Raw genomic sequence first — 14,823 nt, forward strand, 5'->3', positions numbered from 1 at the left:
TATTTCTATTTTTTCAACAGCAAGTACATAAAATAAGAGGCACCGATCAAAGCAGCCATTATGTCGGCAGGAATGCCATTCGGCTCCAGCAAGTTGCGGCCGACAGTATCAGCCAACAGCAGCAGCCAGCCGCCAATCAAGATGGCAAGCGGCAGAAACAGTTGGTTGCGCGAGCCTGCCAGCACCTTGGTGATAACATCGACATGAAGACAATCTAAAGTTGTGATGAAAGCGGAAGAAATGAAGAAAAAGGCATCCTCGCTTAGACGAGGATGCCTTTTTTGTATTTATTGCACTGAAGTAACAATAGTTTTGGCATGTGCTTTTTTGCCATGCAGGAAGTAGTAGAGAACCGCCGTAGCCAGTGTCACGCCGCTGAGCATGACATATAAAGTGCTGTAGCCGGTCAGTGGAATAATCAGCCCCAATACATATGGCCCAAAACCGAATCCGGCATCCAAAAAAATAAAGAACGTGGATGTAGCAAGTCCCATCCGATGCGGCGGTGTCAATTTAACCGCAATTGCTTGCGTGCTGGACTGCATATTGCCGAAACCAAGACCAATAAGCGCAGCAGAAAACAATAACGTTGCGCTATTGCTTACGGTGCTGAGAAGCAAGAAACCAGCTGCTAAAGTCAGGAAAGCAGGATACATCACAAAATTCGCGCCTTTACTGTCCAATAACCGGCCGGTAATTGGCCGTGACAGCAAAATTACTACAGCATAGAAGACAAAAAAGAAACTAACTGCTTTGGTCAAGCCGATTTCAATGGCATAAAAATTGATGAACGACAAGACACTTGAATAGCAAAAAGCCAAGAGCAAGACAATGACAGCGATAGGCAATGCTCTGGGTTCAACAAAATGCGACAGCTTGAATCCTTTTGCATCTTCTTCCTTAACAGGTTCTAATAAGGGAGCTTTTACAAATATTCCAGTAATCAAACAAAAAAAGGCCAGGACGAGACAAAGATTGAAAATCATTGAAAAGCTTGTATGCTGACTCATGTATATCCCGAGGAGAGGACCAATTGCTGCAGACAAAGTTGTACTCATACTAAAATAACCGATGCCTTCCCCTTTTTTCGATTCGGGAATGTCTGGGCAGCTATTGTTCCAGAGGCAGTGGCAGCAATACCTAAAGTCAAGCCATGAAGAAAACGGGTAATCATCAGAAATGTAAGGCCGATGTTTAAAAAATACAAAAGCGATGTCGCCGTAAATAGGATGAGTCCAATGAGCAATGTTCTTTTGCGGCCAATTTTGTTCATTGCACGTCCAATAATCAACCGGCCGCTTAAAGTGCCGATGATGGAAATGCCCGAGACCAGTCCGCCTTCACTGGCAGAAGCTCCAAATGATTCTACTGCGTAAACAGCGATGATGACGACCAATAGATAAAAGACAAGTGTCAGAAAGAAATTGACGGTGCAAACAGCGATAAAATTCTTTGTCCATAATCTGGAGTTCGATGAGTTCAACTTCAGGCTTCACTCCTCTTTCTCTTTTTATTAGTTTCCCAGACAGAAGAACTGAAAGCAAACCAGGTGCTTACACAAAATAATGGAGATAAACACAAAAAAGCATCCTTTTTTAAAAGGATACTTTTTGTGCTCATGAAACTGTAATTGTGTGGTTTGCTTGATGCTCTTTTTTTCCATGCAGGAAAAAATACAAAAAAGCGGTAGCCAGTGACACAAAAGCCACAATGACATACATAGTGCTGTAGCCGGTCATCGGAATGATAAAACCGAGAATATAAGGACCAAATCCGAGTCCGGCATCCATAAAGATAAAGAAAGTGGAAGTGGCAAGACCCATCCGATGCGGTGGCGTCAATTTTACAGCCACCGCTTGCGTAGTAGATTGCATATTGCCGAAACCAAGGCCTATCAAGGCGCCTGATAACAATAACGTTACGCTATTGTCTGCAGTGCTAAGTAAAAACAGTCCAAGGGCAAAGATGATAAAAGCTGGATACATAACGTAGTTGGCGCCTTTTATATCCATCAGCCGGCCAGTGAACGGGCGGGAAACCAGTACGGCTGCTGCGTACACAACGAAGAACAAACTGGCAGTGTCGACGAGATCGATTTCTATGGCATAGAAGTTGATGAACGATAACACACTGGCATAGCATAAACTGACCGACAAAGTAATTAAAGCGATGGGGACCGCTTTGGGTTCAAGAAAGTTAGAAAGTTTAAATCCTTTTGTTTCTGCTGAAGCTGGCCTTTCTTCAATAACGGGAACCTGAACAAATAAGGAAATGATCAAGCTGACGATACCTAAAACAAGGCAAAGCCCGAATATAATTTCATAACTGGTGCGCTGGCTCATGAACAGGCCGATAAAGGGCCCGAAAGCAGTGGCCATGGTGGCACTCATGCTGAAATAACCGATACCTTCGCCTTTTCGGGTCATGGGAATAATCTGAGCGACAATAGTTCCGGCGGCAGTACTCGCCATCCCAAGCGTCATTCCGTGCAAAAGACGGTTGATCATCAGGAATGAAAGGCCTAGATTTACAAAGTAGAATAATGTGGTCAATGTGAATAAAGAAAGCCCGATGACGAGTGTCCGTTTCCGCCCGATGCGATTGATGGTGCGGCCAATCACTAGCCGGCCGATCAAAGTGCCGATGATGAATATGCCGGTGACGAGTCCGGCTTCACTTGTAGTGGCATCGTATTCTTCTACGGCATATGCGGCAATGGTGACCATTAATAGATAAAAGATAAGGATAAGAAAGAAATTGACTACGGAAGATACGATAAAATCTTTCGTCCATAATTTAGGTTTGTTTTGATTCACTTTATTGACTCCTTGCTGTTTAAGTTGTTGCGTATTTCTTTCATTACACCGATCGCTTCTTTTTGCCGCGCTTCAGATACACCTTCAAGGATATCCTGTTCAAAACGGTCGACACTGATCCGGACATCTGCATAAACTTTTCTGCCGAGTTCAGTCAGCTGCATCGGCTTTTCGCGCCGGTCTTTGCCTGGAATATGCTCGATATAATCCAATTCTTCCAAGCGGCTGACAATCCGTGTCACCGTCGGTTTTTCGACTTGCTGGTATTGGGCAAGTTCAACAAGTGTTGCTGAACCGTTATTGGCAAGGTAATACAGGACAGACCATTGCGCTCTGTAGAGGCCATGTTTGCCGAGTTCTATATTAAGGTGATGTTCAAAAGGGCGATATAGCAATAAAAATTGCTGGAAAAATTCCTGGTACGTTTTGATGGAAAGGCCTCCTTCATAAATGGTTAGCAAAGATAACTAATAAACAATAACAAACTATCCTTTATCTGTCTAACTTCTTACTGGAATTTTATAAGCAGAAAATCAGGGAATTTGTTCCATTTTTTAGGCATCTCGCTTATAATTTTAGAAATATCGAAATGGGGGATGCTATTTGAAGACAATAGCTGAAGAAATTAGTTGGGCCGGCAGCCGGGAAAGTTTTGTCGATCGGCCGGACGTTTTGGAATTGAGCCGCATTGTCGTCGGGCGCTTCGGCGGCAATTCATCAGCGGGACAGGTTAAAAATGAAGATGGCTGCCTGGTATGGATGAATGAACAGGAAGACTGGGAATTCGTCATGATGCTCGATGCCCACAATACGGCTGAAAGTGCCGAAAAAGTATTGGAGCAAATTGGGGCCCACAAAGTTTCAATAGAAAATTTGTTAAATCGGCAAATTTCTGCTGAATTTTTTATAACGCTCGAGAAAACAATACTGTCTCTTTTTCAAAACGAAGAGTTTCGCTCAGTTTGCCGAACTATCCGAGGAGAAACGGCTTGTCTGATTGCAGCAAGAAAAGGGCGGTACATCTGGTGGTTTTCGGTCGGCGATTGCCTGTTGTATTTATTCCATCCGGAGTTGGGTGAATTCGGACAGCATCAGCTGAATCAGCGCCAGTTTTACGAATGGATCGGCCAAGTCAATACGTTTGAAGGACCGGTGCCTTGCTATTCAAGCGGCACGAGAGAGTTAAGGCAAGGTGATAATCATCTATTCATCACGACTGATGGGCTGGTTGAATGCCCGAATGAGCCGTTTGCACAACCGCAAGCGATATTGGAACAGTTTGCTGGCAATTCAAATGAACAAGGCGTTAAACAGTTATTGAAAACAATTCAGGAAAACGGAGTGCGCGACAGCACGACTATTGTTTCCTGGAAAGTCCGGGTTGCCGAAAAAGCGGCTATGGCAAGCAATCAAGCATAAAGGAGAGATGGCGATGAGTGGGACGGAAAAAATTTACGCCAATTTGCCGGTTTTAGAAACAGAGCGCCTGATTCTCAGAAAACTGACAATCGAAGATGCTGAGGACATGTTTGAATATGCATCCGAACCGATTGTTTCCCGGTTCATGCCATGGGAAGTGCATAATTCAGTGGAAGATACGAAGGAATTTATCCGGGTTGTCTTGCAGGGCTACGAACAGAAAAACAAGCTGACGTGGGCGATAGAATTGAAAAGTGAAGGGAAAATGATCGGCACCATCGATTTTGTAAAATGGCTGCCGAAATATGCGCGTGCAGAAATAGCTTATGCTTTGTCCCATCTTTATTGGGGCAATGGCTTTACCCAGGAAGCGGCCAAAGCATTGATCGCTTTCGGTTTTGAAAAGATGCAGTTGAATAAAGTGGAAGCACCGATTGTACCGGACAATTTCCAGTCACAGCGTGTGCTGGAAAAAGTGGGGATGGTGTGTGAGGGAATTGCACGCCAACATTTTGTCATAAAAGGAAAGTTCGTCGATTTGGCGATATACTCGATCTTGAAAAAGGAATTTGAATAATTGGATGGATGGTCAGCAGTCCGCAGAGAGCACAAAATGACAGGATAACTATATATAGAAGGAATAAGATAAAGGCAAGGAGTGAGCGATATGGGCTGGGTGGAATCGTTGCAGCAGGCAATCGACTATATGGAAGACCATTTGGATGAACCGCTGGCTATAGAGCAAATAGCGAAACGGGCGAATGCTTCGGTGTTTCATTTTCAGCGGACGTTTACCATCCTGACCGATATGACGGTGGGTGAATATCTGCGAGGGAGGCGTTTGACTTTAGCGGCCCATGAATTATCAAGCTCAGACAATAAGATCATCGATATCGCCTATAAATATGGCTATGACACTCCGGAAGCGTTCTCCAAGGCTTTTCGGCGGCAGCACGGCATCACGCCAAGCGAAGCACGAAGAAATCTGGGGGGGCTGAAATCCTATAACCGCCTGGTGATCCAGGTGAAATTGAGAGGAGCAGAACCGATGAAGTACAAAATTGTGGAGAGAGATGGATTTAAAGTAGTGGGATTCAAGCGGACTTTCTCAACGGCCAATGATGAAAACATGAAAGGCATCCCGCAAATGTGGCGGGAAACCAATGCTAACGGTTTGGACGAGAAGCTGTTTAAACTGAACCGTGGAGAAATTGAAGGTGTTTTGGGCGTTTGCGTGGCTGGAGAAGGAGCCAATATGGATTATTGGATTGCTGCTGAGACAGACAGCGACGCAACAGAAGAATTTGAGCAGATGGAAATTCCACCATCCAAATGGGGCGTATTTGAAGTCCATGGTCCAATGCCGGATGCTATGCAAAACGCCTGGAAGAAAATTTTCACGGAATGGTTCCCATCCAATCCTTACGAATACGCCGGTACTCCAGAACTGGAAGTATATCCGCACGCAGACCCGTATCAGCCGGACTCCTACTCAGAGATCTGGATTCCGTTGAAAAACAAATAAAAGTTGAATGAAGAAGCAGCTGCAGCGACTTGCGGCTGCTTCTTTTTTGCCTGTAAATGATGACGGCTAAACACAGCAATAAAGGGTTCTGCAGCCGTATAGAGAAAAGTAAGGTAGCGGGATTGATTCTGGAAAAATAAATTGGAGGGATAACTATGCAAATCGGAATGATCGGCCTTGGAAAAATGGGCTTCAACCTGGCACTCAACCTGACAGAGCATGGCCATACCGTCATCGGCTATGACAGCCAAAGGGTGAGCGGAGATGGCGCTTTCGAACAGGCATTGTCCATAACGGAATTGGTGGAGAAGCTGGATGCGCCGAGGATTGTATGGCTGATGGTGCCTGCTGGAAACGTGACTGAATCTGTCATCGAAGGATTGGTCCCTTTTTTAGCTGAAGGGGATTCCATCATTGACGGCGGCAACGCGAATTACAAAGACAGCAAGCGAAGGGGACAAGCACTGAAAGAAAAGGGCATTCACTTTTTCGATTGTGGCACGAGCGGCGGCACGGAAGGGGCACGGAACGGCATCTCGGCGATGATTGGCGGCGATGCACAAAAGTTTGCGGAAGTTGAACCGCTGTTCCGGGATATTTCAATAGAGCACGGTTATTTATATGCCGGTGAACCGGGAAGCGGCCACTTTCTGAAGATGATCCATAACGGCATTGAATACGGCATGATGCAGTCGATTGCTGAAGGGTTCGAAATTCTTCATAAAAGCGATTTCGATTTTGATTACGAAAAAGTGGCGAAAGTATGGAACAACGGATCCATCATCCGTTCCTACCTTATGGGACTGACGCAAAACGCTTTCTCGAAAGACGCGAAGCTGGACGGTATCCGAGGAATCATGAATTCTTCTGGTGAAGGCAAATGGACCGTTGAAACTGCACTCGACTTGAATGTTTCGGCACCGGTTATCACCTTGTCGCTGATGATGCGCTACCGTTCACTCGAAGACGATACTTTCACCGGAAAAGTTGTGGCCGCCCTTCGCAATGAATTCGGGGGGCATGCAGTGGAGAAAAAGGAACATTGAAAAGACTGCACACTCAATTAGAGAGGGGGGATTCCTATGCCGGAGCCTTCGTATTATCTCGGAGTAGATATTGGAACAACTTCGACAAAAGCGGTGCTGTTCAATAAACAAGGCGAAGTGATTGAAAGCGATACGATTTTGTATCCTCTCCATACACCAAACCAGCTGATCGCTGAGCAGGATCCGGAAGAAATTTTCCAAGCTGTACTGGGCACTGTGCGTGAAACGATCCGCAAAAGCGACATTCGACCTGAATTTCTAAAGCTGGTATCGTTCAGCTCTGCGATGCACAGCTTTATGGCAGTGGATGAAAATGATGAGCTCTTGACACGCAGCATCACATGGGCGGATGCAAGAAGTGCGCCTTACGCGAAAAAAATCAAAGAAGAAATGGACGGCCACGGTATTTATCTGCGTACAGGCACACCGATCCATGCGATGTCGCCGCTCGCAAAACTGGTTTGGCTAAAAGAGGAACAGCCGGAAGTATGGAAAGCAGCTGCTAAATTCATCGGAATCAAGGAATATATTTTTCACCAATTATTCGGGGAGTATGTCATTGATCATTCCATTGCCTCAGCTACCGGATTATTTAATCTAGAACAGCTCGACTGGGATAAAGGAGCTTTGGAAGTTGCGGGAGTGGATGCCAGCCGATTGTCAAAGCCTGTTCCGACCACTTATCAGATGACAGGACTGGCTGTGGAATACGCCATTTCCATGGGGATTCCTGATAATGTGCCTTTTATCGTCGGAGCAAGCGACGGGGTGCTGGCGAACCTGGGAATGAATGCCATCGAACCGGGGATCATTGCGGTAACCATTGGAACGAGCGGCGCCATCCGGACAGTTTTTCCGGTTCCGAAAATTGATCCGAAGGGGCGCACATTCTGCTATATCTTGACGGAAAACGAGTGGGTGATCGGCGGACCGGTCAATAATGGAGGTATCGCATTGCGCTGGCTGCGGGATGAATTTGCCGCCTTTGAAGTGGAGACGGCCACGCGTCTTGGCATCGATCCGTACGACGTCATGATCAATATTGCTTCGGAAATCCCTGCAGGATCGGAAGGTCTGCTGTTTCACCCGTTTTTGACAGGAGAGCGGGCACCGTTGTGGAACGCTGATGCACGCGGTTCGTTTTTCGGACTGAATCTCCATCACCGAAAGCCGCATATGATCCGAGCGGTCCTTGAAGGGATTATCTTTAATCTATATACGGTACTTCTGGCAGTCGAGGAATTGGCAGGGGAACCGGTGCACATTCAAGCATCAGGCGGGTTTGCCCGTTCGGAGATGTGGTGCCAGCTGCTGGCAGATATTTTTGATAAACCAGTGACCATCCCGGAAACTTTCGAAAGTTCCTGCCTGGGTGCTGTAGTCCTTGGCATGTATGCACTTTCAGAAATTCAAGACTTCAGCATTGTTTCAGAGATGATTGGAGAATCCCGCACGTACTATCCGGAAAAAGCGGCAAGTGAAACCTATAGGGAACTGTTGCCGATTTATATCCGGCTATCCCGGCTTTTGGCAGAAGAATACGAAAGCATCTCCGAGTTTCAGCGCAAGCATTTGGAATGAAAAAAGTGGTTCTGAAATTGTCTGCAGACAATTTCAGGTCGCTTTTCTAGTGATTTGGCTAGTTGGGCATAACACAGACAGAGTTGGGCATAAATAAGGAAAACTTGAGCATAAAACATTAGGAGTTGGGCGTAAACAAGAGGAGCATGGGCATAATCAAAATCCAGCCAGAGCGTAACTAGAAAAAATTCTCCAGCATAAAAATGAATTCCACCCTATTTCTTTCCTGCCTTGCTGTATAAAATATTTTTATGCTTTTATTATCAGAAAATACTAAAAATATCTATAATCTTCCAAACGCTTCTGCTACGATGGAAATAAGACAGAGATCTGGGGAACAAAGGGGATGTTGGAATGGAGTTTGATGCAATTGTAGTGGGAGCAGGGCTCGCAGGATTAGTGGCGACAACAGAAATTGCAGACAGCGGAAAGAGAGTGCTGCTGCTCGACCAGGAACCGGAAGCTTCACTAGGCGGCCAGGCGTGGTGGTCATTTGGCGGATTGTTTTTGGTCGGCTCACCCGAACAGCGGCGTCTGGGAATAAAAGATTCAAAAGAGCTTGCCTGGCAGGACTGGCTCGGTGCAGCAGGTTTTGACCGGCAAGAAGATGAAGATTATTGGGGCAGAAAATGGGCAGAAGCTTATGTTGATTTTGCTGCAGGTGAAAAGCGGGCTTGGCTTGCCGCGAAGGGCATTAAATTTTTTCCGGTGGTCGGCTGGGCGGAGCGCGGCGGTTACTTGGCGGAAGGGCACGGCAACTCCGTTCCCCGTTTCCACATTGTCTGGGGAACGGGACCAGGGATTGTCGAACCGTTTGAGCGCCGCATGCGGCAGCATATCGAAACGGGCTTAGTGGAGTATCGTCCGCGCCATCAAGTGGATGGTTTGATGACAAGCGGCTCTTCTGTAACAGGAGTGTCTGGTTCGATTCTTGTTCCAAGCGAAGCACAGCGCGGAGAAGCCAGTTCCCGGGAAGCGATTGGCGAATTTGCCTATCATGCAAAAGCAGTCGTTGTGACAAGCGGGGGCATTGGAGGAAACCATGAACTGATCCGGAAAAACTGGCCGGAGCGGCTGGGCAAAGCACCTGAAGAAATGCTGTCCGGCGTGCCGGCGCATGTAGATGGGCGCATGCTGGAAATTACGGAGCAATCCGGCGGCCGCATCGTCAACCGGGATCGCATGTGGCATTACACCGAAGGCATCAAAAACTGGAATCCGGTGTGGAGCCGGCACGGCATTCGCATCTTGCCTGGCCCTTCGTCGATTTGGCTCAATGCCAAAGGGGACCGTTTTCCGTCTCCGAACTTTCCGGGGTTCGATACGCTGGGCACACTGGAAACCATCCAGAAAACCGGCTACAGCTATTCATGGTTCATTTTGACGCAAAAAATCATTGAAAAAGAATTTGCCTTGTCCGGATCTGAGCAGAATCCGGATCTTACGGGCAAAAGCATACGCCAAGTGCTGGCGCGCATCCGGCCTGGTGCGACAGCACCAGTCCAGGCGTTCATGGATAAAGGCGAAGACTTTGTCATTGCCGAAACATTGGATGAACTGGTTGACGGGATGAACCGCTTGACCGGTAAAGCGCTGCTCGATGCCGAGCATATACGGCGCCAGATTAAAGCACGCGACAATCAGCTCACCAATAAATTTGCAAAAGACCTGCAAGTGACCGCATTGCGGGGAGCCCGAAAGTACATTGGCGATAAGTTGATCCGTGTGGCAAAGCCGCACAATATACTGGATCCGGCAAATGGTCCGCTGATTGCCGTTCGCCTGAATATCGTCAGCCGCAAAACGCTTGGCGGTCTGCAGACAGACTTGTCGGCCCGTGTTTTGAACGATGCCGGCCAGCCAATTCCGGGTTTATACGCTGCAGGTGAAGTGTGTGGATTCGGTGGTGGCGGCGTGCATGGCTACCGCTCTCTTGAAGGGACGTTTCTTGGGGGCTGCCTGTTTTCGGGAAGAGTGGCAGGAAGAGCAGTGGCAGAAAGGGGGATGGAGTAATGGCAAAGCATGTTAAAGGATTAAGTTGGATTGCTTGTTTATTAGTATTGGGAGGATTAATCCTGACTTTTTCAAGTGCCCGCTTTGGAGTAGCAAGAGGGAATTCTTGGTTGGCAAAGCAAGGTGATGGAAGTGATACCGAAATTTATTACCGAGTCGTCGAGACTTACATGACCGGCTTTATGATGCTAGGCAGTATTCTGTTTGGAATGGGGTTATTGATCGGAATACTGACTTTCTTTACTTCAGTATTATTTGATGAAACAGAGGAAAGCAGCAACACGGAAGGGCAACTAACGAAAAGTGGGAGGCGGAATCCTGGCAATCGATTTTCATGACCCGCAGAACCGGTCGTCTTATGCAAAGAGAACAGCGGATGAAACCTGGGCCGAAAAAATCAGAGAAACTTGCCTGGTGGAAGGGAAACGGATTGCAGATATCGGCTGCGGAGGCGGCATCTATACGAAAGCGCTGGCAGAAATGGGAGCCAGCTATGTTACAGGTGTCGACTTTTCAGAAGCGATGATTAAGTCTGCGAAAGGCAATTTAAAAGAGTATTCGAATGTGGACTTTAAGCACGGAAATGCCTTGAAAACAGGACTCGAAGGCGGGCAGTTTGATATCGTGCTGGAAAGAGCGGTCATTCATCACATCCGAGACTTGGAGGCTTGTCTCAAAGAAGCGTTCCGGCTGCTGAACTCGGGAGGCGTCTGCCTCATTCAGGATAGAACGCCGGAAGATTGCCTGTTGAAAGGCAGCACCACTCATATTAGAGGATTCTTTTTCGATAAATTTCCTGAACTGGCTGCAAAAGAAATGGCCCGCAGACATTCAAGCGAACATGTAACAGCGGCATTCCAGAAAGCTGGATTCAAGAAAGTGGAGGAGCAAAAATTGTGGGAAATCCGCAAAACTTATGAACACAAGAAAGAGCTCGAAACCGATCTGCTGAACCGGACGGGGCGGTCAATTCTTCATGAATTGGATGATCTGCAGCTGCAAGAACTGGTTTCCTATATATCCGGACAATTTCCGGCTGACGAGAAGCCAATTGTTGAAAAAGACTGCTGGACAATCTGGTGGGCAATAAAGAACTAAAAATGGAATATGAGAGTTCATAATGCGCAATTCAATATCGAATTATATACTTCCGATCTGCTTGTCTTGTGATTCCGGCTCCTTACCATAGAGCTGGTATCACTGATCAAAGTTCACAAGGAGGAAAATGAATGGGCGACTTGATTGGAAGCATGGGCGTTTTTATCGTCCTTATTTTAGGGGCTTTTATTTTAAGATGGCTCCGCATCATTCGGATCAATTCCGAACAGCAGGTCCGGCAAAGCGAAGAAATCATTGCTTTGCTGCAAAAGCTAAGTGGCTTGCGTTAAACAACAAAAAACGGCAATTACCCGAAAGGATAGATTTAATCATGGAATCCATCAACATACTTATTATTCGCCGTTATGAAGAACGTGATTTTCCTGCCATCCACAAACTGAATAAAGCGGAAGGCTGGAGCAATCTGGTGGAAAAGCATGAGGACACAAAAAAAGCATGGGATCATTCCAATGCGGCTTTTGTAGCAGAAAAAGGAGGAGAATTGGTAGGCTGCCTCCGTGGTTTGACTGATGGCCACATTACATTCTATATCGCCGAACTGCTCATCCATCCGGAACGGAGAGGACAAGGGATTGGAAAACAGCTTCTCACCCATGTCCATTCCCTCTATTCCAAAACCCGATTCGAACTCCTTGCAAGCCAGACATCCCAATCATTTTATGAAGCCCTTGGTTATCGGGCTTTCCATGGTTTCCGGAAAACCCTTGAAGAGTAAACTGCCTTATCGGATGGTTTTGTAAGCTGCATATCAGTTTGTATCAAAAAAGCGTTTATGGATCACATAAAAGAGGGAACTTAAAAGAACATCCATAATACTTTTAATGCAACTTGTGTTTGGGAGGAATATAAAATGAGGGTTTGAAAAAGCCGATAAAAAGAGGGATTGTGATGAGCCATCTAAGATTGTATATCATCCTCGTCATTGTCATGTTCGTATGGGGCATCAATTTGCCAGCAGTCAAATACTTGACGACTCAAATGGAGCCGGTCACGATGACATCTTTCCGGCTATTCCTGGCAGCCATTACTGTCTTCAGCGTGCTGTTCTTTACCGGATTGATTCGCAAACTGACAAAAACGGAATGGCGCTATGTCATTGCAGGATCTGCATTAAACGTGGTCATCCACCATTATTTTATCTCCGTCGGTTTATCACTGACTTCAGGAACAAATGCCGGACTGATTATCGGGACTGGACCGATTATGACAGCCATCTTCAGTTTGTTTCTTTTGCGTTCAAAACCTTCAAAGCTTCAATGGGTCGGGTTCATTCTCGGGTTGATTGGCGTGACAGCGACGGTTTTGGCAGGGAATGGAGAAACAAGCAGAATTTCTATAGGGGATTTTTACATATTCCTGGCGATTCTTGGCCAAGTTTTAAGTTATATGGTCATCAGCAAAGCGTCTAAAACACTCGATCCACGCTTGCTTACCGCTTATATGTTCCTGGTTGGATCAGCTGGTTTATTCCTGATCAGCCTTTTCCGGGAACCGGGGGAATGGCGCATGTTCGGGGAAATGGACAGTTTGTTCTGGTTGCTTGTCATCGCTTCCGGTATTCTAGGCACAGCAATCGGCCATATGCTGTACAACTATTCAGTAGGTGAAATAGGGCCGACAAAAGCGGCAATTTTCATCAATCTGAATACGCTGTTCGCTTTATTGGGTTCCGCTTTTTTCCTTGGAGAAGTCTTGACACAAGCGCATTTGATCGGTTTTGTCCTGATCGCGTTCGGAGTACTGTTCGGCTCTGGTGCTGCAGAAGAGCTGTGGCGGCTGAGAGTACAATCAGTGAAGCAATGAAAACCGCTCCTTTTAAAAGGGGCGGTTTTTATGGCCGTAATTAAAAGATTCATATGTTTCACGTGGAACGTGGACTAAAAAAGAGATCGAGATTCATTGAAGCGGAATAACTTAGAGATAAGGAAGTGGGAAATGATGAAAGGGAAGAAAATTTACTTGCGCAGATTGACGTTTGATGATTTGGAGAGCCTGGTTGACTTGGAAACAAGGAACAAGGAATTATTCGAGCAATTTTCCGTCACTCGCCGTTCGGATTTTTATTCGATTGAAGGGCAGGCGCTCCGCTTGCAGATGCAGGAAGAGAACTGGCAGAAAGACGACCAGTACAATTTCGGGATATTTTTGAATGGCGAAGATGTATTGGTCGGGTCAATCAATCTGGTTCAGGTAGTCCGCGGCCCGGTGCAAAGTGCCATCATGGGCTATACCATTGACCAGCTCCACAGCGGCCAAGGCTATGCAACAGAAGCAGTCAAACTGCTTGTGGATTTCACATTCCAGGAGCTTCAGCTGCACCGGATTGAAGCAGGCGTCATGCCGCATCACGAGGCTTCAATGCGTGTGCTTGAAAAAGCAGGATTCCATAAAGAGGGCATCGCCATAAAGAATGTCCAGATCAATGGCAGTTGGCAGGATCACCAAATACTCGCCATCCTCAACCCGGAAGATTAAACAGAAGCCTCAATCATCTGTATGGTCAGGAGGGAGAGCAACTCCTTTGACACTTTATGTAAGTGGTGATAAGTTATTTTCAGTGACTTACTAAAAGTAAGCTGATTTTAAGGAGGATCAACATGACGGTAAATATAGAATCACCCATAGTTAAAGTAATGAAAGAAAGAAAATCGGTCAGAGCATATGATCCTGACTTTAAAATTTCAAAAGAAGAACTGGAGGAAATGTTGGCGCTTGCGACTTCAGCCCCTTCTTCAAGCAATTTGCAGGCTTGGAATTTCATCGTCATCCAAGACCAGGAAGTGAAAAAAGAATTGCGTGCCATTGCCAATAACCAGGCGCAGGTAGAGACGTCTTCCGCCATCATCGCGGTTCTCGGCAATATCGATGCTTATAAAAACGTAGAAAAAATCTATACGCAAAATGTGGAAGAAGGCCATATGGACGAAGCCGTCAAAGAACGTTCTATCGCAAATACCTACAAGGTCTATCCAAATGCTCCGGTAGAAGCACGCGTGAACATTGCAGCATATGATGCCGGGCTTGTGTCGATGCAATTGATGCTGATTGCGAAAGACCGCGGCTATGACACCATTCCGATGGGCGGTTTTGACAAAGCAAAATTTGCAGAGCGTTTTGATTTGCCGGAACATCTTTTCCCGATCGTCCTGATAGCAATAGGAAAAGCAGCAGCTCCAGCTTTTGGGACATCCCGCTTGCCGCTTAACGAAGTTGCCCGTTTTATCTAAAAATGCCTGAAGATCCGAAATGCTTAAAAGCATTTCGGATCTTTTTTATTCCTTAAAAGTGCAGGAGAGTATAGAAG

The 14,823-nt window shown here is 46.4% G+C and carries 15 protein-coding genes and 2 pseudogenes; 13 read left to right on the forward strand and 4 right to left on the reverse strand.

The features are described 5' to 3' along the window. Positions 1 to 5: 5 nt before the first annotated feature. The 4 genes and pseudogenes from AC3AQ9_RS11890 to AC3AQ9_RS11905 form a co-directional block, all read right to left on the reverse strand. Positions 6 to 194 (reverse strand): annotated as a pseudogene (locus AC3AQ9_RS11890) (iron chelate uptake ABC transporter family permease subunit); the annotation flags it as partial. A gap of 93 nt (positions 195 to 287) precedes the next feature. Further along, positions 288 to 1,483, reverse strand: a pseudogene (locus AC3AQ9_RS11895) (MFS transporter). Positions 1,484 to 1,616: 133 nt separating this feature from the next. Further along, the gene (locus AC3AQ9_RS11900; RefSeq protein ID WP_488307704.1) at positions 1,617 to 2,816 is read right to left on the reverse strand and encodes an MFS transporter; all 1,200 of its coding nucleotides are present in this window, start codon (positions 2,814 to 2,816) and stop codon (positions 1,617 to 1,619) included. Next, positions 2,813 to 3,277: a MarR family winged helix-turn-helix transcriptional regulator gene (locus AC3AQ9_RS11905; protein ID WP_488307705.1), complete on the reverse strand. Its 465-nt coding sequence runs from the start codon at positions 3,275 to 3,277 to the stop codon at positions 2,813 to 2,815. The genes AC3AQ9_RS11900 and AC3AQ9_RS11905 overlap by 4 nt, the downstream gene beginning before the upstream one ends. 142 nt (positions 3,278 to 3,419) lie before the next feature. Between AC3AQ9_RS11905 and AC3AQ9_RS11910 the strand changes: the two genes are divergently transcribed. From AC3AQ9_RS11910 to AC3AQ9_RS11970, 13 genes are all read left to right on the forward strand, one after another. Continuing rightward, positions 3,420 to 4,235, forward strand: coding sequence for a PP2C family serine/threonine-protein phosphatase (locus AC3AQ9_RS11910; RefSeq protein WP_488307706.1), 816 nt, complete (start codon positions 3,420 to 3,422; stop codon positions 4,233 to 4,235). Between the two features lie 13 nt (positions 4,236 to 4,248). After that, on the forward strand, positions 4,249 to 4,812 hold the full coding sequence (locus AC3AQ9_RS11915; protein WP_488307707.1) for a GNAT family N-acetyltransferase: 564 nt from the start codon (positions 4,249 to 4,251) through the stop codon (positions 4,810 to 4,812). A 90-nt stretch (positions 4,813 to 4,902) separates the two neighbouring features. Continuing rightward, positions 4,903 to 5,760: a GyrI-like domain-containing protein gene (locus tag AC3AQ9_RS11920; RefSeq protein WP_488307708.1), complete on the forward strand. Its 858-nt coding sequence runs from the start codon at positions 4,903 to 4,905 to the stop codon at positions 5,758 to 5,760. 155 nt (positions 5,761 to 5,915) lie between these two features. Then, a complete protein-coding gene (gnd, locus tag AC3AQ9_RS11925) occupies positions 5,916 to 6,806 on the forward strand; it encodes a phosphogluconate dehydrogenase (NAD(+)-dependent, decarboxylating) (protein WP_488307709.1) in 891 nt (296 codons plus the stop codon). Between the two features lie 36 nt (positions 6,807 to 6,842). Next, the gene (gene gntK, locus AC3AQ9_RS11930) at positions 6,843 to 8,387 is read left to right on the forward strand and encodes a gluconokinase (RefSeq protein WP_488307710.1); all 1,545 of its coding nucleotides are present in this window, start codon (positions 6,843 to 6,845) and stop codon (positions 8,385 to 8,387) included. 354 nt (positions 8,388 to 8,741) lie between these two features. Next, the gene (locus AC3AQ9_RS11935) at positions 8,742 to 10,400 is read left to right on the forward strand and encodes an FAD-binding dehydrogenase (protein ID WP_488307711.1); all 1,659 of its coding nucleotides are present in this window, start codon (positions 8,742 to 8,744) and stop codon (positions 10,398 to 10,400) included. After that, entirely contained in the window at positions 10,400 to 10,738 is a 339-nt protein-coding gene (locus AC3AQ9_RS11940) for a hypothetical protein (RefSeq protein WP_488307712.1), read from the forward strand. The genes AC3AQ9_RS11935 and AC3AQ9_RS11940 overlap by 1 nt, the downstream gene beginning before the upstream one ends. Beyond that, the gene (locus tag AC3AQ9_RS11945) at positions 10,719 to 11,498 is read left to right on the forward strand and encodes a class I SAM-dependent methyltransferase (protein WP_488307862.1); all 780 of its coding nucleotides are present in this window, start codon (positions 10,719 to 10,721) and stop codon (positions 11,496 to 11,498) included. The genes AC3AQ9_RS11940 and AC3AQ9_RS11945 overlap by 20 nt, the downstream gene beginning before the upstream one ends. 131 nt (positions 11,499 to 11,629) lie before the next feature. Next, positions 11,630 to 11,788, forward strand: coding sequence for a hypothetical protein (locus tag AC3AQ9_RS11950; protein WP_488307713.1), 159 nt, complete (start codon positions 11,630 to 11,632; stop codon positions 11,786 to 11,788). 41 nt (positions 11,789 to 11,829) lie between these two features. Further along, positions 11,830 to 12,234, forward strand: coding sequence for a GNAT family N-acetyltransferase (locus AC3AQ9_RS11955; protein WP_488307714.1), 405 nt, complete (start codon positions 11,830 to 11,832; stop codon positions 12,232 to 12,234). Between the two features lie 173 nt (positions 12,235 to 12,407). Further along, complete coding sequence (locus AC3AQ9_RS11960; protein ID WP_488307715.1) at positions 12,408 to 13,322, forward strand: DMT family transporter; 915 nt, start codon at positions 12,408 to 12,410, stop codon at positions 13,320 to 13,322. Between the two features lie 132 nt (positions 13,323 to 13,454). Beyond that, a complete protein-coding gene (locus tag AC3AQ9_RS11965) occupies positions 13,455 to 13,994 on the forward strand; it encodes a GNAT family N-acetyltransferase (RefSeq protein ID WP_488307716.1) in 540 nt (179 codons plus the stop codon). Between the two features lie 122 nt (positions 13,995 to 14,116). Continuing rightward, the gene (locus AC3AQ9_RS11970; protein WP_488307717.1) at positions 14,117 to 14,746 is read left to right on the forward strand and encodes a nitroreductase family protein; all 630 of its coding nucleotides are present in this window, start codon (positions 14,117 to 14,119) and stop codon (positions 14,744 to 14,746) included. Positions 14,747 to 14,823 lie beyond the last annotated feature (77 nt).

Source organism: Planococcus sp. VCh962 (genome assembly GCF_057748275.1).